This is a genomic window from Streptomyces sp. NPDC056169, from assembly GCF_042268445.1.
Classification (GTDB): Bacteria; Actinomycetota; Actinomycetes; order Streptomycetales; family Streptomycetaceae; genus Streptomyces.
Genome location: NZ_JBHJUO010000018.1, coordinates 122,381 through 138,944, shown reverse-complemented (window position 1 = coordinate 138,944; position 16,564 = coordinate 122,381). Strand labels below are relative to the sequence as shown.

16 protein-coding genes are annotated in these 16,564 nt (G+C 73.3%); 8 read left to right on the top strand and 8 right to left on the bottom strand.

Annotation, left to right across the window (positions count from 1 at the left end; translation table 11 throughout):
* Nucleotides 1-58: 58 nt before the first annotated feature.
* The 6 genes from ACFC0G_RS28785 to ACFC0G_RS28760 are packed head-to-tail and all read right to left on the bottom strand — an operon-like array spanning nucleotide 59 to nucleotide 6,018.
* Nucleotides 59-1,120, bottom strand: a complete 1,062-nt coding sequence (locus ACFC0G_RS28785) for a pyridoxal-phosphate dependent enzyme (protein ID WP_376408372.1) — start codon at nucleotides 1,118-1,120, stop codon at nucleotides 59-61.
* On the bottom strand, nucleotides 1,041-2,045 hold the full coding sequence (locus ACFC0G_RS28780) for a GHMP kinase (protein WP_376408369.1): 1,005 nt from the start codon (nucleotides 2,043-2,045) through the stop codon (nucleotides 1,041-1,043). Before ACFC0G_RS28780 ends, ACFC0G_RS28785 begins: the two co-directional genes overlap by 80 nt.
* Nucleotides 2,042-2,923, bottom strand: coding sequence for a Rossmann-like domain-containing protein (locus ACFC0G_RS28775; RefSeq protein ID WP_376408366.1), 882 nt, complete (start codon nucleotides 2,921-2,923; stop codon nucleotides 2,042-2,044). Before ACFC0G_RS28775 ends, ACFC0G_RS28780 begins: the two co-directional genes overlap by 4 nt.
* An 11-nt stretch (nucleotides 2,924-2,934) precedes the next feature.
* Nucleotides 2,935-3,750 carry an ABC transporter ATP-binding protein gene (locus ACFC0G_RS28770; RefSeq protein WP_376408364.1) on the bottom strand — a complete coding sequence of 272 codons (816 nt, stop codon included), beginning with the start codon at nucleotides 3,748-3,750 and terminating at the stop codon, nucleotides 2,935-2,937.
* Complete coding sequence (locus tag ACFC0G_RS28765) at nucleotides 3,747-4,994, bottom strand: FecCD family ABC transporter permease (protein ID WP_376408361.1); 1,248 nt, start codon at nucleotides 4,992-4,994, stop codon at nucleotides 3,747-3,749. Before ACFC0G_RS28765 ends, ACFC0G_RS28770 begins: the two co-directional genes overlap by 4 nt.
* Nucleotides 4,984-6,018 carry an ABC transporter substrate-binding protein gene (locus ACFC0G_RS28760; protein WP_376408358.1) on the bottom strand — a complete coding sequence of 345 codons (1,035 nt, stop codon included), beginning with the start codon at nucleotides 6,016-6,018 and terminating at the stop codon, nucleotides 4,984-4,986. The genes ACFC0G_RS28765 and ACFC0G_RS28760 overlap by 11 nt, the downstream gene beginning before the upstream one ends.
* A gap of 210 nt (nucleotides 6,019-6,228) precedes the next feature.
* Between ACFC0G_RS28760 and ACFC0G_RS28755 the strand changes: the two genes are divergently transcribed.
* The 3 genes from ACFC0G_RS28755 (at nucleotide 6,229) to ACFC0G_RS28745 (ending at nucleotide 9,101) form a co-directional block, all read left to right on the top strand.
* A complete protein-coding gene (locus tag ACFC0G_RS28755; RefSeq protein WP_376408355.1) occupies nucleotides 6,229-7,560 on the top strand; it encodes an MFS transporter in 1,332 nt (443 codons plus the stop codon).
* A gap of 102 nt (nucleotides 7,561-7,662) precedes the next feature.
* Complete coding sequence (locus ACFC0G_RS28750; protein ID WP_376408352.1) at nucleotides 7,663-8,322, top strand: hypothetical protein; 660 nt, start codon at nucleotides 7,663-7,665, stop codon at nucleotides 8,320-8,322.
* A gap of 83 nt (nucleotides 8,323-8,405) precedes the next feature.
* Nucleotides 8,406-9,101, top strand: a complete 696-nt coding sequence (locus ACFC0G_RS28745; protein WP_376408349.1) for a type 1 glutamine amidotransferase domain-containing protein — start codon at nucleotides 8,406-8,408, stop codon at nucleotides 9,099-9,101.
* A gap of 51 nt (nucleotides 9,102-9,152) precedes the next feature.
* Here ACFC0G_RS28745 and ACFC0G_RS28740 read toward each other — a convergent pair whose 3' ends face one another.
* Nucleotides 9,153-9,329 (bottom strand): hypothetical protein, encoded by a 177-nt coding sequence (locus ACFC0G_RS28740; protein ID WP_376408346.1) that lies wholly within the window; start codon nucleotides 9,327-9,329, stop codon nucleotides 9,153-9,155.
* Between the two features lie 250 nt (nucleotides 9,330-9,579).
* On the opposite strand from ACFC0G_RS28740, the gene ACFC0G_RS28735 reads away from it, so the two are divergent.
* On the top strand, nucleotides 9,580-9,978 hold the full coding sequence (locus ACFC0G_RS28735) for a molybdopterin-binding protein (RefSeq protein ID WP_376408342.1): 399 nt from the start codon (nucleotides 9,580-9,582) through the stop codon (nucleotides 9,976-9,978).
* Nucleotides 9,979-9,996: 18 nt separating this feature from the next.
* Here the strand turns inward: ACFC0G_RS28735 and ACFC0G_RS28730 are convergent, their stop codons facing one another.
* Nucleotides 9,997-11,529: a PucR family transcriptional regulator gene (locus tag ACFC0G_RS28730; protein ID WP_376408339.1), complete on the bottom strand. Its 1,533-nt coding sequence runs from the start codon at nucleotides 11,527-11,529 to the stop codon at nucleotides 9,997-9,999.
* A gap of 224 nt (nucleotides 11,530-11,753) precedes the next feature.
* On the opposite strand from ACFC0G_RS28730, the gene ACFC0G_RS28725 reads away from it, so the two are divergent.
* From ACFC0G_RS28725 to ACFC0G_RS28710, 4 genes are all read left to right on the top strand, one after another.
* Nucleotides 11,754-12,590 carry an FAD binding domain-containing protein gene (locus ACFC0G_RS28725; RefSeq protein ID WP_376408336.1) on the top strand — a complete coding sequence of 279 codons (837 nt, stop codon included), beginning with the start codon at nucleotides 11,754-11,756 and terminating at the stop codon, nucleotides 12,588-12,590.
* Nucleotides 12,587-15,370 carry a molybdopterin-dependent oxidoreductase gene (locus ACFC0G_RS28720; RefSeq protein WP_376408333.1) on the top strand — a complete coding sequence of 928 codons (2,784 nt, stop codon included), beginning with the start codon at nucleotides 12,587-12,589 and terminating at the stop codon, nucleotides 15,368-15,370. Before ACFC0G_RS28725 ends, ACFC0G_RS28720 begins: the two co-directional genes overlap by 4 nt.
* A 153-nt stretch (nucleotides 15,371-15,523) precedes the next feature.
* Nucleotides 15,524-16,024: a molybdopterin-dependent oxidoreductase gene (locus tag ACFC0G_RS28715; RefSeq protein ID WP_376408330.1), complete on the top strand. Its 501-nt coding sequence runs from the start codon at nucleotides 15,524-15,526 to the stop codon at nucleotides 16,022-16,024.
* 139 nt (nucleotides 16,025-16,163) lie between these two features.
* Nucleotides 16,164-16,553, top strand: a complete 390-nt coding sequence (locus tag ACFC0G_RS28710; RefSeq protein WP_376408327.1) for a molybdopterin-binding protein — start codon at nucleotides 16,164-16,166, stop codon at nucleotides 16,551-16,553.
* The last annotated feature ends 11 nt before the right edge of the window (nucleotides 16,554-16,564 follow it).

The window sequence follows — 16,564 nt, the reverse complement described above, 5'->3', positions numbered from 1 at the left end:
TCGATGGTCTCCAGGACGCCGAGGAGCGAGTGATCACCTCGCTGGAACGTACGAATGTTCACGCACGGGCGCGGTTCCAGTGCATCCGGGACCACGGCAGGGCCAGTTGGCTCCGGTCGGTAACGTCGCGCGGGGCGAGGCCCTCGACGGGCACGGCCTCGCGGTGGCGTGCGTAGACGGTGTCGACGTAGCGGTGGCCGGTGTCGGCGGCGAGGAAGAGGACCGTGCGCTCGGGGCTGCGTTCGTGTTCGTGGCGGGCGGCGAGGTAGCCGGCGCCGGTCGAGAGTCCCGCGAAGACCGCGTGGCGGCGCAGCAGGTCGACGCTGCCGGCCAGCGCCGCGTCGAAGGAGATCCAGTGCAGGGTGTCGTACAGCTCGTGGGAGACGTTCCCGAAGGGGATCGAGCTGCCGATCCCGGCGATGATGATCTCGGGATCGGAGACGTGTTCGGCGCCGAAGGTGACGCTGCCGTACGGCTGGACGCCGACGAGTGCGACGTCGGCCGCGCGGCCGCCGGGGCGATCGGCCGCGTCGCTGTCCGGTCCGGCGCCCAAGCCGTCGTCCGGGCCGTCGTCCGCCGCGCGGAGGTAGCGGGCCAGGGCGCCGGTGGAGGCGCCCGAGCCGACCCCGCCGACGACGGTGAGTCCGTCCGCTCCGGTCGCCTCCCGGATCCCGTCGGCGATCGCGCGGTAGCCGAGGTAGTGGATGTCGTCGTGGTACTGCCGCATCCAGTGGTACTCGGGGTGCTCGGCGAGGATCTCGTGGATCCGCACGACGCGCCGCTTCTGGTCGAGCTTGAGGTCGCTGCACGGTTCCATCTGCTCCAACGTCGCTCCTAGTACGGCGAGTTGCGTGCGCAGCGTGTGGTCCACGGTGGTCGAGCCGACGATGTGACAGCGCATGCCGTACCGGTGGCAGGCCAGGGCGAGGGCGTAGGCGTAGATGCCGCTGGAGCTGTCGAGGAGGGTGTCCCCGCGCCGTACGACTCCGGTGTCCAGGAGGTGGCGTACCGCCGCGAGGGCCGAGACCACCTTCATCGTCTCAAAGCGCAGGCAGACGAGCCGGTCGTCGAGACGTATCAGGTCCGGCCGGCCGATCGACTCCGCGATGTGCTGGTCCATTCCAGGTCTCCTTGGTGGTGGTGGCGGTCGTGAAGGTCCGGGTGGCGGGGATGCCGTGGGCGTCCAGGGCGCGCAGGCAGCGCCGGACTCGGTGCCGCACCCCGGGCGCGGCCGGGTCGAAGAGCACGCCCGCCACCGCGCCGCTGTGTGCGATCTGCACGCCCGCCGCCCCGACCCGGTGGGCGATGCCGGTCAGGGCGTCGAACTCCGGGTGTCCGAGCACCTGTTGGCCGCGCCGCGCGCTGGCGGTGGCGACCTCGCCGAGGAGCGCGACGTCGCCGGTGGCCACGGCCCGGCGCAGCAGCGTGCGCAGCCGCTCATAGGCCCGTACGTCGCTGTCGTCGGGCTCGTACGCGGGCAGGGCCAGCGTGTCGACGGGCGCTCCGCCGCCGAGCACGCAGCCCACCACGACCAACGGCGGCAGGGCGGGGCCGAGGGCTTCCAGGACCCGGCCCTCCCGCTGGGCGAAGAGCACGGGGCCGCCGTCCAGCATCAGCGGATCGCAGGCCAGCTCGGCGCGGACCGCCAGCCGGGCGACCGTCCCGGGCGTCAGGCGCAGGCCGTACGAGTCGGCGACCGCCCGGACGGTGGCGATGACGTCGCTGGTGGAGCTGCCCATGCCCAGCCCCACCGGGATGTCCCCGGTGAGGCGCAACTCCCCTCCGCAGGGCGGCTGATGGGTTCTCTCCGCACATGCGGCCACGGCGAGGACCGCGGCCTGTGCGGCCTTCCTCCGGCCGGAGGGGACGACGGTGAGGGCCTCGGGCGGCGTGCCGGGGCCGCGTACGAACTCGGCCCGGCTGCCCGGGCCGGCCATCGGGAGGGTGACCAGTCCGGCGCATCGGCGCCCGTCGTCGTCGAGGAAGACGCCCTGGAGGATCTCGCCGTGGTGACAGGGGGCGTACCCGGTACCGGCGGGGATCACGCGCCGCCCACCGTCCGGTAGCGGTACAGGACCGTCTCCTCGGCACTGAACTGGGAGAAGGGGAACGGTTCCGCGGACAGTGCGGTGATGCCGGAGCCGAGGAAGGCCCGGGCGACGGCGCTGCCGGTCTGCGCGTAGACGACCAGCGGGATGCCACGGGAGCGGCAGCGGTCGAGGATGGTGTCGAACGAGCCGTTGCTCAGGGTCATTCCGGTGGCGACGACGGCCTCGGCCCGGTCCAGCACCTCGTGCATGTCGGCGGTGACGGGGTCGCCCCACTGGGTGGTCCTGAGGTTGAGGTCGCAGGGCAGCGGCCGGCCGCCGCGCTCGCGGATGGCGGCGACGAGCGGGTTGACGACGCCGATGAGGCCGACCTCGGCGCCCTCCTCGATGTCCAGCAGGCCGGCGATGGCCGCGTCGCGGGCCCGGGCGCGGACCTCCGGGGTTCCGGCGGGGAGGGTGACCGGTTCGGCGTCGCCCGCCTCGCCGGCCGTCCGGTGCGGGCGGACCTCGGAGAGGTAGGCGTCGAGGGCGGCGATCCGCAGCGGTCGCGGGGCCTCTCGCAGGAGCACGTCGAGCGGGGTGCCGGAGGAGTCGCGGCAGATCGACGGGTCGATCTCGCCGGCCTCGAAGGCACAGCCGCCGAACGAGCCGCCGAGGCGGACGAGGACGTACTGGTTGAGGTAGGTGGTGTCGCCGCCGGCCAGGCGGGTGCCGTGGTGGATCCAGAACACGCTGGTCGCGACGAGCTCGGCGGGAAGGGGTCCGTGTTCCCCGGCCAGGACGGCTTCGACGAGGCCGTCGACGGACGTCGCGCCGACCCGGGCACCGGAGGTGGGGGTGGGGATGGAGGGAGGGGTGGGGATCGTGTGGGTCATGGTTTTCCTCTTCACAGAGCGGGTGGGGGTGCGGGGGCCGCCGGGGGGCGCGGTGCCGCCGCGCGGAGCGGTCCTCGGTACGTCACCTGGGGGTGCCCCAGGGCGTCGGCGGTGAGTTCGGCGTCGACCTCGAAGACGTCGGCGAGCCGTTCGGCGGTCAGCACGGCGGCGGGCGGGCCGGCGGCGATCAGCCGGCCGTGGTGGAGGAGGAGCAGCCGGTCGCAGTACCGGGCGGCGAGCGACAGGTCGTGGAGCGCGACCAGGACCGTCTGTCCGGTGCCGGACAGCAGCTCCATCAGCTCCAACCGGTGTTTGACGTCGAGGTGGTTGGTGGGCTCGTCGAGCAGGAGGGCGTACGGCTGCTGGGCGAGCGCGCGGGCGATGTGGGCGCGCTGCCGCTCGCCGCCCGACAGGGCCTTCCAGGAGCGGTCGGCGAGCGCGGTGAGTCCGAGGCGTTCGAGGGCGGCGGCGACCACGGCCCGGTCGGTGGCGTCCGGTCCGCGCCAGCGGTCCCGGAACGGTGTCCGCCCCAGGCCCACGACGTCGCGGACCCGAAGGTCGCTGTCGGCTCCCGAGTCCTGCTCGACGAAGGCGACGTGACGGGCGATCCGGCGCGCGTTCCAGTCGCGTACGGACTCCCCGTCGTACCGGACCGCGCCCGCGCCGGGAGCGCGCAGCCCGGCCAGGCAGCGCAGCAGCGACGACTTGCCGGAGCCGTTGGGGCCAAGGAGGCCCACGGTCTCGCCGGGGGCGATGTCGGCGCTGACCTCGCGGACGACCGTCGTGCCGGCCACCGACCAGCTGAGCGCTTCGGCGGTGATCCTCACAGTTCCCCCCTCCTGCGCAGGACGAGGAGGAAGAGCGGTACGCCGAGGAGGGCCGTGATGACACCCACGGGAACCTCGCGGGGCGCGAAGGCGATCCGCGCCAGCGCGTCCGTCCAGACCAGGAACACCGCTCCGGCGAGCGCCGCGTAGGGCAGCAGCACCCGGTGCAGCGGCCCGACGAGGAACCGCACCCCGTGCGGGACGATCAGCCCGACGAAGCCGATGGCTCCGACCGTGGCCACCGCCACCGCCGTCAGCACGGCCGTGACCACGAGGAGCAGCATCCGGGTGTGCCGTACGCCGATCCCCAGGGAGGCCGCGGTGTCGGTGCCGAAGGAGAGCCCGTCGAGGGCGGTGGAGCAGAGCCACGCCACCGCGAGCCCCAGCGGGGTGACGATCGCGCAGACGACGACGGTGTCCCACCGGGCCGGCGCCATCGAGCCCAGGAGCCAGTGGGTGACGGCCCGCGTGGTGTCGGCGTCCGCGGAGGCCATCAGGACGAGCGAGGTCAGGGCGGTGAACAGCTGGCCGACGACCACACCGGTGAGGACGATCCGGACCGAGTCGAGACCGCTGCGCCGCAGGAGCAGGAGGAGCAGGGCGAAGGACGCCAGGGCGCCGACGAGCGCGCCGCCGGTGACCCCGAGCGTGCTCGCGCCCACCCCGAGCACGACGACGGCGACGGCTCCCGTCGAGGCGCCCGAGGAGACCCCGAGCAGGTAGGGGTCGGCGAGGGCGTTGCGGGTGACCGCCTGGAGCACCGCGCCGCACACGGCGAGCGAGGCGCCGACGAGGGCGGCCATCAGCACGCGCGGGAGGCGCAGGTCCCAGACGAGGGAGTCCACCAACGGGGGCAACGGAGCGACGTCCAGGCCGAGATGGGCGCCGAGGACGCGGGCTAGGCCGGTCCAGCCCACGTCGGCGGTACCGAGGCGGACGGCCGCCGCCACCGAGCCCGCCAGGACGCCCACGGCGAGGAGGAAGAGGACCGCCCGGCCCGCCGCCGACCGAACCGCCACGGGCGGGCCGGACGGGTCGGACGTATCGGACGGGTCGGACGTCTCAACGGAACCGGCGGAACCGGCGGAACCGGCGGAACCGGAAGAGCCTGCGGGACCGGAGGCTCCGGCGGCGCCCACAGCACCTGCGACCCCCACGGCACCCGCGACCCCCGCGGCGGATCCCCGGGCCGCGGGCAGCAGGAGATCCACCGGCCCCGGCCGGGCGACCGGGTCAGCGGACATACCCGAGCTCCTTCATCCCGTCCGCCAGCAGCCCCAGGGCGTGCACCGAGCGCACCGACGGATCCAGCTCGATGCCCGGCACTTCGAGGATCCTGTCGTCGCGGACCGCGGCCAGCCGGGAGATCACGGGGTGCGCGGTCATCGAGGCGCGCTTCTCGGCGGCGCTGTCGCCCGGCCGGCCGCGCTCGGACAGGTCGCCGATCACGATGAAGTCCGGGTCGCGCCGGGCGACTTCCTCCCAGGAGACCTCCGGCCAGTCCTCGTCGACGTCGTCGAAGGCGTTCTTCGCGCCGACGATCCGGCTCATCTCGCTGGGCAGGCCGGTCTTGCCCGCCACGTACGGCATGCCGTTGAAGACCGAGTAGAGGTACACGACGGTCGGCCGGTCCGCGCCTTGGGGAACCTTGGAGGCGTTCGCCCCGGCCTTGGCGACGGCGGCGCGCTGGCGGGCGGCGAGCTTGCCGGCCCGGTCCTCGGCCCCGAAGACCTTGCCGAGGTTCTCGTAGTCGGCGAAGAGCAGCTCGAAGGGGGTCGTGCCGGCCGGATTCCGCTCCGGGCAGTCCACGGCGCTGACGAAGGTGGGGACCTTGAGGGTGCCCAGCTCCTCCCGGGTGCCGACCCGGTCCTTGGTGAACAGGTCCGTGGAGCCGGCGACGACGAAGTCGGGTGTGGCGGCGCGCAGTTGCTCGCCGGTGGCGATCTTCGGGGCGATCACCGGGACCTTGGCGTAGGCGGCGGCGTACGGGGCCGGGATCTTCGTCTTGAGGTTGGCCGTTCCCGCCATGCGGTCCTGGAGGCCGAGTTCGAGCAGGGTCTCGGTCGAGGTCTGGTCCAGGGCGACGGCCCGCTTCGGGGGCTCGGCGAAGGAGACCTGGCGACCGCAGCTGCTGACGGAATTCACGGCGCCGGAGGACCTGTTGGCGGGCTTGGCGTCCGGCGCGGGGCCGTCGCCGCTCGCCGATGAGCAGCCCGCGGTGGCGAGGAGGACGGTGAGGGCGATGCCGAGGCGGGCGGGGTGGCGCATGGGGTCTCCGGTCTGCGAAGGGAGGGCGGGGTACGGGCGTGGGTGTTGTCGTGCACCCGGCAGGAGTGCCGCGTTCGAAGGGTACTGTAATGGTATTCATTTTCATTAACCACACCGGGGGCCCGGTCCACCGACCGACCCACCCCCCTCTCCCAGCGCTCTCACAACCCCCCTCCCAGCCCCCTCCCAGCCCCAAGGAGCACCCACACCGTGGCGACCACGCCCCCACCCACGACGACCAAGTCCGCGACACCGCCCGCCCGTTCGATCCTCCGCGACACCGCGTTCCTGCGCCTGTGGGCGGGCACCACCGCCTCCGGGCTCGCGACCTGGGCCCTGCCGTTCGTCCTCGGACTCGCCGTCCTGCACCGCGACCTCGGCGCCGCCGGACTCGGCCTGGTCCTCGCCGCGCGCACCGTCGGCTTCCTCGCCGCCGTCACCGTCGGCGGCGTGCTGGCCGACCGGCACTCCCGCCGCGCGGTCGTCCTCTGGTCGGGCCTCGCGGCGGCGACGGCCGCACCGCTCCTCGCCGCCGGGCTCGGCCGCTCGCTCGTCCTGATGACGGCCGCCGCCGCCCTCGCGGGCGCCGGACAGGGCGCCTGCCGCCCGGCGTTCCAGGCGCTCACCGCCGAGACCGTCGACCCCGACCGCCGCCAACAGGCCAACGCCGCCATGACCATGGCCGTACGCGGTTCCACGCTCGCCGGCCCCGCCCTGACCGCGCTGCTCGCCGCCTTCCTCGACATCGGGACGCTGCTGCTCGGCATCGGCCTGCTCTGGCTGGTCGCCGCACTCGTCCCGGGCAAGGGCGCGGCCGGCAAGGCCCGGGCCTCCAAGGCGGACCCGGCCACCGCGACGGACCCCGCCGCCTCCACGGACCCCGCCACCACGGACCCCGCCGCCGCACCCGCGCCGCGAGCAGGCTTCCGCGCCGAGTTCCTGGAGGGCATACGCGAGGCGCGGCGCCACCCGTGGTTCCTCGCCGGTCTCGCCGCCCTGGTCGCGGTCATCGCCCTCGGCTACTCCGCCACCAGCGTCGCGCTGCCCCTGATCAGCAGGGACCGGTACGACACCCAGTGGGTGCTGGCCGCGGCCATGACCGCGTACACCGTGGGCGCGCTCGCCGGAGCGCTGGTCATCGCCCGACTGCGGCCTCGCTCCCAGGGCTGGGCCGCCTTCGCCGGTCTCGCCGCGTACGGCGTCGCACCGCTGAGCCTGGTGCTGCCCGTGCACCCGCTCGTGGTCGTCGCCGCGTACGCCGTCGCCGGGATCGGGATCGAGCTGTTCAACGTGCCCTGGTTCACCGCGACTCAGCGCGAGGTCGCGCCGGACAAGCTGGCCCGCGTCTCCTCGCTGGACTTCCTCGTGTCCTACGGCCTCGCGCCCGTCGGCCTGGCCCTGATGGCCCCGGCCATCGACGCCTTCGGGGTCACGCCGGTACTCGGCGCCTGCGCCGCCGCCTGCTTCCTCGTACCGGCCGCGGCGGCGCTGGTCCCCACCGCCCGCCACTTCGCCCGTACGGCCCCGGCGACGACGGACTGACGGCGCGGGCCTCGTACGGCCGGCCCCGGCCCGGACCCGGCGCCGGTGCCGGCCGTACGGTTGTCGCGATCACCATCGGGACGACGACGCACGGGGGCAAGGATGACCATTCACCGTCCGGGACTGCCGGAGGACCTTCCGGCCGGCGAGGCGCTGTGGGCCCGGTGGGCCCTGCTCGCCGCGATGAGCGCGACCACCGCCGACGAGCAGCGCCCGAGCGGCTACCGCACCGGCCTCTGGATCGACGACGAAGGCCTCCACCACGACGACTCCGGCTGCACCTGGTGGACCATGTCGCGGATGGGCGAGGGCCGGTTCGTGCTCTACGGCGAGGACGAGGCGAGCGAGGTCAAGTGGCACGAGCCGCCGATCGACATGCTGGCGGGCGGCCCGGACTGGCTCCCGTACGACGAGCTGCACGACCGGCTCAAGGGCTACGAGCTGGGCTGCGTCTACTGGTACGAGAACGGGACCTGGGCCCGTGCCCCGTACCCCGACGACCTCGGCGACGACGGCCTGGACTGCGGCTTGAGCGAGCTCGTCGGCCGGGACCAGGCATTGCGCGGCCTGTCGGAGTACCTCGACGGCACCACCGCCGGGCCGAGCGCGGACACTCTTCTGGCCGAAGCCGAGGCACACCGGCTGGATCCGGACCTGCTGCTGGGACGACTGCGCCCCACCAACCCGGATCACGAACCGCTGGACCTCCCGGCCGTCGCCAGGGCCCTCGCCCTCGCGGGCCTCACCGCTCCGGCAGCCTGAGGCGGGCGTAGCGTCGAGGGCATGACCGCACTGACGCCCCGGACCCGGAGCGTCAGCCCCCGCCCCCTCGGAGTCTCCCGACCATGTCCAAGATCCTCTTCGTGATGACGGGCGCCGACCACTGGACGCTCGCCGACGGCACCGAGCACCCCACCGGTTTCTGGGCCGAGGAGGCCGTGGCGCCGTACGAGGCGTTCACGGCCGCCGGCCACGAGATCGTGGTGGCCACCCCCGGCGGTGTCGTCCCCACCGTCGACCGGGGCAGCCTCGCCCCCGAGTTCAACGGCGGCCAGGAAGGCGCCGCCAGGGTCGCCGTCGCCCTCGCCTCGCTCACCGAGCTCCAGCACCCGATCTCGCTGGAGGACGTGCGCCTCGACGACTACGCGGCCGTCTTCTACCCCGGCGGCCACGGCCCCATGGAGGACCTCGCCGTCGACCCGGTCTCGGGCCGGATCCTGGTCGACGCCCTCGCCTCGGGCAAGCCCCTCGCCGTCGTCTGCCACGGCCCCGCCGCGCTGCTCGCCGCCACGAAGGCCGACGGCACCAACGCCTTCGCCGGCTACCAGGTCGCCGCCTTCACCAACGCGGAGGAGACCCAGGCCGGCCTGGCCGACAAGGCGAAATGGCTCCTGGAGACCCGCCTCGTCGAAGCAGGCGTGGACGTACAGGTCGGCGAGCCGTGGGTCCCGAACATCGTCGTCGACCGCAACCTCGTCACCGGCCAGAACCCGTCCTCCTCCACCCCGCTCGCGGCCGAGGTCCTCAAGCAGCTGACCTGACGCCGCGTCCAGTGCGATGCGGGCGATGCGTCCGCGACGGCGGCCGGCGCCTCAGGTCCGGCTGTTGAGGAAGCCGATCAGCGAGGCCCCCCACCAGCCGGCCTGGCTGACCGTCGCGGCCGCTCCGGACCGGACCAGGAGGTGGCGCGGAACCGGCAGGCCGCGGTACCGCTCCAGGCGCCGGCCGAGCCAGTGGGCGTACAGGCCGTTGACCGTGACGGCGAACACGAGGCCACATGCAGGAAGCGGGCCCCGGTCTGCAGGGTGGCGTCCGCGTGGACGTGCCCCGACATCCAGCACGCACCGCCGATGACCGCCGTGCTCACCGCACCCGCCGCCGGCAGCAGCCACACCGGGGTGGCGCCTACCGCGGACTCCGAGCTCGCCATGCCCGCCCCGGCCGAAACGGAGTGAGCCCCGCCGGAGACGATGTCGACGAACCGCGAGCGCCACCACCCGCGTGACCTAGAGTGCAGGTGTGTCGTCGTACAGCATTGGGCAGGCCGCGCAGCTGCTCGGAGTGAGCTCGGAGACCGTTCGCCGGTGGGCGGACGGCGGCAGGCTGGGCATGGAGCGCGACGGAGCCGGCAAACGGATCATCGAGGGTGCGGACCTGGCCCGCTTCGCGAAGGAGCGGGGTGCGGGACTGCACGCCGTTCCGGAGGACGACGTGCCGACCTCCGTCCGGAACTCGTTCGTGGGGATCGTGACGGCCGTACGGGTCGACGACGTGGCCGCACAGGTGGAGGTCCAGTCCGGTCCGCACCGGCTGGTGTCGCTCGTGACGCGCGAGGCCGTCGAGGAACTGGGGCTCGACGTCGGCGTCACGGTGACCGCCCGGGTGAAGTCGACGAGCGTGCACATCGACGTGCCCTGACCACTCCGGGAGGGAGCGTCAGCGGCAGAGCAGCGCGGCGCGCAGATCCGTCTTGTGGTCGATACGGGACAGGTCACGGCCGGTGAGGGCCTCGATGCGGGCGACGCGGTAGTGGACCGTGTTCACATGGACGTGCAGGGCCTCCGCGGTCCTCGCCCATGAGCAGTCGTGCGCCAGGAAGGTCTCCAGGGTCTCCAGGAGCATCGCGTGGGAACCACGCCCGGAGCCCAGCAGCGGGCCAAGGACCGTCTCGCGGTAGGCGTTCCGTACGTCGACGGGGATGCCGGCCATCAGCATCTCAAGCCCGTCGAGGTCGCCGAGGCCGGCGACACGGGCCTCCGACGTCGCCGCGGCGCGGGCCGCCGACAGCGCGTAACGCGCCTGGACCAGTGCGCTGTTCAACCCCCTCTCGGCGGCGACGGGCTCGCTCACACCGGCGCGCGGAGCGGCGACCGGGCGGCAGGCGTGGACCAACGGCCATGCCTCACCGAGCCTTTCCCTCAGCTCGCCCCCGGCGCCCTCGTGCGTCGCGACGACCGCCATCGCCTCGCCGCCGAGGCCCTCGGCGACCGCGAAGGAGACGGACGGCAGGTGTCGCAGCGCCTCGGTGAGCGCGGCGACGGCATCCGCACCGCCTCCCCCGTGCGGCCCGAGGACCGCGACGACCACGGTGTACGCCGCCCGGTCGCCCAGACCGCAGGACGCCAGTGCGCCGTGCAACCGGTGGGCATCGGGGCGCGGGGCACCCGCGGCGTCCATGAGCTCCGCGCAGGCCGCGAGGCGCGCCGCCCGGTGGCGGTCCTGGCGGCGCCGGTGGCGGCCGAGGAGCTCGGCTATCTCCTGAAGGACCCGCGGAGGGACCTTCCCCGGCTCGGGCAGGTAGAGGTGCCAGGCGTCGAAGACCGTGTCGTCCGCCTCGACCCGCACCGTCGTGCCGTGCGCACCGCGCAGGAGTTCGGCAGCCCGGTGGGCGGGCAGTTCGGCCGAACCGGTCGTCCGCGCGACGGTCCGTCCGCTGCCGGTCAGCAGGTGACAGGCCGGCGTGCCGAGGTGGCCGAAGGCCCGGTCGAGCAACTCGCCTGCCGTCGCGTCGGCTTCCAGCGCGCGGTCGAGGTCCAGGCGGACGTTCTCCGGCAGTGCGAAGTGGTCGGCGGGCCGGCGGCTGAGCTCGCCCCACTGGCGGAGGTAGACGGCTTCGGTGATCGCCCGGAAGCTCGTGTGCGCCGGTACGGCGATCAGCGCGATCCGGTGCCTCCGGCAGGCATCGGCCAGCTCCACGGGCACCGCGCCGTGCGTTTCCTCACCGGCGAGGAGCGCCACCGCTCCGGCGCCGCGCAACGCGGAGACGAAGCGGTCGGCCTTGTCCGAGCCGCCGTCCCGGCTCCACCACACGAGTCCGCTGAGCACGACCTCCCCCGGCTGGAGAAACCGCGCCGGAGCCTCCAGGTCGGTCGCCGTCACACCGCGGATCTCCTGGCCGAGCAACGCCTCGTCGCCCCACACGAGCGAGAGGTCGAGACGGTCGAGACGGAGGAGGTGATCGACGTGCATACGGGGCTCCTTGCGCGAACACGGGGCGAGCCCGCTTCCCACATTCACGAGGCGAATGCGAGTCGAGACATCGTAGATGCACGGGCACAGGCAGAAAACAGCTCTTGGTTGATCCTCCAGCCCGCACTGTCCCGGGGTGGTGCTTTTCCGGCTTCGCGACCAGTCGTGCCGCCTGCCTCCCCCGGGCTTCACTGGCCTGAAGGCAACGGTCGGAAGGCGTGGGGATGGATCTGAACACGATCACGGATGTGAGGGACGCCCGGCTCCGGGAGCCGTGGCGCCCGGGCGACGCGTGGCTGGGCGGGGGCACGTATCTGTTCTCCGAGCCGCAGCCGCGTCTGCGGCGGCTGATCGACCTGAGCCGGACCGGGTGGGAGCCGCTCACCCGGCGCGCGGACGGCTCCCTGGAGATCGCCGCGACCTGCACGATCGCCCAGCTGTCCCGCTTCGGGAGGCAGACCCTCGACGCTCCGGCGGCGCCGCTCTTCGAGCAGTGCTGCCGGGCCTTCCTCGCCTCGTTCAAGATCTGGAACATGGCGACCGTCGGCGGGAACCTGTGCAACGGCCTGCCCGCCGGGCCGATGATCTCGCTGACCGCCGCGCTCGACGGTTCCTGCCTTCTCCAGGCGCAGGACGGCTCGCTGCGGGAGGTGAAGGTCGTCGACTTCATCACCGGCGCGGGTCGCAAGGACCTCGCGGAGGGCGAGCTGCTGCGCTCCGTCACGCTCCCCGGCCGGGCGCTGGAGTGCCGTACGGCGTTCCGGCAGGCGTCGCTCTACGGGCTCGGCCGCTCGGGTGCGCTGGTCATCGGGACGCTCGATCCGTTGGACGGTTCGCTGGCGGTGACGATCAGCGCGGCGACCGTACGGCCGTTCCGGTTCTGGTTCCCGCTGCCGCCCGACGCCGAGCAGCTGCGGCGGGCGATCGAGGCGGCCGTCGGCGAGGAGGACTGGTTCGACGACATCCACGGACTGCCCGAGTGGCGGCGGCACATGGGCTTCCGCCTCGCCGAGGAAGTCCGCCGCGAACTGACCCTCAGCCCGGAGAAGAGTGCCCGATGAGCTTCCACGTCCGCGTCAACGACCGGTCCCACGACGACGAGCCGCGCGGCGGCCAGTGTCTGCGCACGTACCTCCGCGAGCGCGGCTGGTTCGGGGTGAAGAAGGGCTGTGACGCCGGGGACTGCGGTGCCTGCACCGTCCATGTCGACGGCGAGCCGGTCCACAGCTGTCTGTATCCGGCCGTACGGGCGGCGGGCCGCGCCGTCACCACCGTCGAGGGCCTCGCCTCCCGGGACGGCGAACTCCACCCCGTACAGCAGAAGTTCCTCGACGCGCAGGGCTACCAGTGCGGCATGTGCACGGCCGGGTTCCTGATGACGACGGCCGCCCTGGAGGCCGAGCGGGGCACCGCGCACGACGACGGCAAACTCGACGACCTGCCGCGGGCGTTCAAGGGCAACATCTGCCGCTGCACCGGCTACCGGGCGATCGAGGACGCCGTACGCGGCGTGAAGCACACCGAACGCCCCTGCGCGGGACAGGCCGTCGGCAGGAACGTCGGCGCCCCGGCCGGTCCCGACGTGGTCACCGGCAGGGCCCGCTACACCTTCGACGTCGAGGTCCCGGGCCTCCTCCACATGAAGCTGCTGCGCTCTCCGCACCCGCACGCCCGGATCGTCTCGATCGACACGGCCGCCGCCCTGCGCGTGCCCGGCGTGCACACCGTCCTCACCCATGAGGACGCCCCCGCGACCCTGTACTCCAGCGCCCGCCACGAGCACCCCACCGAAGACCCCGACGACACGCGCGTCCTGGACGACGTCGTCCGCTTCGTCGGGCAGCGGGTCGCCGCCGTCGTCGCCGACAGCGAGCAGGCGGCCGAGGAGGGCTGCCGCCGGATCGAGGTCGTGTACGAGCAACTGCCGTACGTCACCGACCCGGAGGAGGCGATGCGGCCGGGCGCACCGGTCATCCACGCCGGCAAGGGCCCCGAAGTGCGCATCGCCCGCGTCGAGAACAACGTGGCGGGCGAGGTGCACGGCGAGATCGGTGACGTCGAGGCGGGCTTCGCCGAGGCGCACGTCGTGTACGAGGAGACGTTCCGCACGCAGCGCGTGCAGCACGCGAGCCTCGAAACCCACGGCTGCGTCGCGTACTTCGAGCCCAAGGAGGACGGCACGGGCGAACGCCTCACCGTCCGCTCCTCCACCCAGACGCCGTTCCTGACCCGGCGGGCCCTGTGCGCCCTGTACGAGCTGCCCGAGGACGAGGTGCGGGTGGTCGCCGGCCGGGTGGGCGGCGGGTTCGGCGGCAAGCAGGAGATGCTCACCGAGGACATCGTCACCCTGGCCGCGCTGAAGCTGCGCCGCCCGGTGAAGCTGGAGTACACCCGCGCAGAGCAGTTCTACGGAGCGACCACCCGGCACCCCTTCACCATCGGCATCAAGGTCGGCGCCCGCGCCGACGGCACGCTGACCGCCGTGCGGATGCGGGTCGTGTCCAACACCGGGGCGTACGGCAACCACGGCCCCGCCGTCATGTTCCACAGCGTCGGCGAGTCGTTCGCGGTCTACCGCGCCCCGCACAAGAAGGTCGACGCGTACTCCGTGTACACCAACGTCGTTCCGGCCGGCGCCTTCCGGGGATACGGCCTCGGCCAGGTCACCTTCGCCGTCGAGTCCGTCATGGACGAACTGGCCCGCCGCCTCGGCATGGACCCGCTGGCCTTCCGCGAGCGGAACATCATCGGCCCGGGCGAAGGCATGCACAGCCCGATCGGCGAGGAGGAGGACCTGTACATCGCCTCGTACGGCCTCGACCAGTGCCTGGAGGTCGTCCGCCGGGCCATCGCGGAGGACCGCAGCGCGGAGGAGGCTCCCGAAGGCTGGCTCGTCGGACAGGGCACCGGCATGGCCATGATCGCCACCGGGCCGCCCGGCGGTCACTACGCCGACGCACGCGTCTCGCTCCTCGAGGACGGCACGTACGACATCGCCGTCGGTACCGCCGAGTTCGGCAACGGCACCACCACGGTCCACAAGCAGATCACCGCCGGCGCCCTGAACACCACCGAGGACCGCCTCGCGATCCGCCAGTCCGACACCGACGTCGTACGCCACGACACCGGCGCCTTCGGATCCGCCGGCACCGTCGTCGCCGGCAAGGCCGTCCTGCTCGCCGCGACGTCCCTCGCGGAACGGCTGCGCACCCTCGCCGCCCGCCACACCGGCGTCGCCCGGCACCTGTGCGTGCTCGGCGCCGAGGCCTTCGACTGCGCCGGCCGCACGGTGACGCTCAAGGAGCTGTACGAGGCCGGGCACGCCCTCGGCGCCGTGGAGGAGCTCGCGGCGGACGGGCACTGGGGCGGCTCGCCGCGCTCGGTCGCCTTCAACGCCCAGTGGTTCCGGATCGCCGTCGACCCCGGCACCGGCGAGATCCGCATCCTGCGCAGCGTCCACTCCGCCGACGCCGGCAAGGTCATGAACCCGATGCAGTGCCGGGGCCAGGTCGAGGGCGGCGTCGCCCAGGCCCTGGGGGCCACCCTCTTCGAGACGGTCCGGATCGACGGGCGCGGCGAGGTCACCACGGCCGCGTTCCGCCGCTACCGCCTCCCCCAGTACGCGGACGTCCCCCGGACCGAGGTCCACTTCACGGAGACCAGCGACGCGATCGGCCCGCTCGGCGCCAAGTCCATGAGCGAGAGCCCCTTCAACCCCGTCGCCCCCGCCTTCGCCAACGCGCTGCGCGACGCCACCGGGATCCGCTTCACCGAACTGCCGGTCACCCGGGACCGCGTCTGGCTCGCCCTGGACCGGGCGAGGCGGGGTGTTGGGTCATAGACCTGGAGGATGGGAGCCCTCGACTCGTAGCAAGCTCACAAATGCTGCGAGGAAAGGCGAGTACAGGTGGCAGACACGATTCCCCGTCCCGGCGGTCGGGTATCACTGCGCGCAGCCGCAGCCGCAGCACCGACCGTCCGAAAGGGACCGACGATGAGTCGACCGAGCACCGCACCGCCCGCGATGCCTGTACGCGCCGGAGTCTTCTCCGTCTGGGGCGAGGTGGCCCACCCCACTTCGCTCACCGTCTCCGACCTGCGCCAGGGCTGGGAGCAGCACCGCGCCGAGGTCGTCTTCGACTGCGCCACGGCGGGGCCGCAGCGCCACACCTTCGCCGGACCCCTGTTGCTCGAGGTCCTCGACCGCACCCACCCCGGCTTCGACCCCGCCCGCCGCAAGGAGCGCTCCCGCTTCCTCCTGGTCGTGAACGGCGGCGACGGGCACCACGCGGTCCTGTCCTGGGCGGAGATCGACCCCGACTTCGGCGGCTCCCCCGTCCTCCTCGCGACCCGGCTCGACGGCGAGGAGCTCGACACGGCCGGCGCCCAGCTCGTCGTCCCGTCCGACCGCTGCGGCGCCCGCTACATCAGTGCCGTCACCGGCATCTGGATCGGCGGCTGCCGGCTCCCGGGGGTCGCGCCCTCCGAGTCCTGAGCCCACCTGAGGCCACATGAGCCTGCCTGAACCCGCCGAACGCCCCCCTCGTCAGTTCCTCCAGCCCTCCTCTCATTCGCCATGGAGAGTCCCACAGCTTTGTTGCACATGAGATGAGATGCGCCCTACGGTGTCGCACATGCAGTCCTCCACCATCGGCCGGGCCGCGCGACTGCTGGGCGTCAGCCCCGACACCGCACGGCGCTGGGCCGACGCGGGCCGGGTCGCGACCCACCGCGACGACAGCGGCAGGCGCGTGATCGACGGGACGTCGTTGGCCGCGTTCTCCGCGGAGCTCGCGTCACAGGGCGACGACGACGTGTCGTACACCTCGGCCCGCAACGCCTTCCCGGGCATCGTCACCGCGATCAGGCTCGGCGGCATCGCGGCGCAGGTGGAGATCCAGGCCGGACCACACCGGCTGGTCTCCCTCCTCACCCGCCAGGCCGTGGAAGAGCTGGGACTGGAAGTCGGCATGCAGGCCACCGCCCGCGTGAAGTCGACCAGCGTGCACATCGACCGCACCTGACCACCCCTCAC

Coding starts and splice junctions, on each gene's coding strand:
- ACFC0G_RS28720 (WP_376408333.1), top strand. CDS start 12,587: ATGAGCTTCCACGTCCGCGTCAACGACCGGTCCCACGACGACGAGCCG.
- ACFC0G_RS28725 (WP_376408336.1), top strand. CDS start 11,754: ATGGATCTGAACACGATCACGGATGTGAGGGACGCCCGGCTCCGGGAG.
- ACFC0G_RS28775 (WP_376408366.1), bottom strand. CDS start 2,923: ATGACCCACACGATCCCCACCCCTCCCTCCATCCCCACCCCCACCTCC.
- ACFC0G_RS28710 (WP_376408327.1), top strand. CDS start 16,164: ATGCAGTCCTCCACCATCGGCCGGGCCGCGCGACTGCTGGGCGTCAGC.
- ACFC0G_RS28765 (WP_376408361.1), bottom strand. CDS start 4,994: ATGTCCGCTGACCCGGTCGCCCGGCCGGGGCCGGTGGATCTCCTGCTG.
- ACFC0G_RS28750 (WP_376408352.1), top strand. CDS start 7,663: ATGACCATTCACCGTCCGGGACTGCCGGAGGACCTTCCGGCCGGCGAG.
- ACFC0G_RS28715 (WP_376408330.1), top strand. CDS start 15,524: ATGAGTCGACCGAGCACCGCACCGCCCGCGATGCCTGTACGCGCCGGA.
- ACFC0G_RS28730 (WP_376408339.1), bottom strand. CDS start 11,529: ATGCACGTCGATCACCTCCTCCGTCTCGACCGTCTCGACCTCTCGCTC.
- ACFC0G_RS28760 (WP_376408358.1), bottom strand. CDS start 6,018: ATGCGCCACCCCGCCCGCCTCGGCATCGCCCTCACCGTCCTCCTCGCC.
- ACFC0G_RS28785 (WP_376408372.1), bottom strand. CDS start 1,120: ATGGACCAGCACATCGCGGAGTCGATCGGCCGGCCGGACCTGATACGT.
- ACFC0G_RS28745 (WP_376408349.1), top strand. CDS start 8,406: ATGTCCAAGATCCTCTTCGTGATGACGGGCGCCGACCACTGGACGCTC.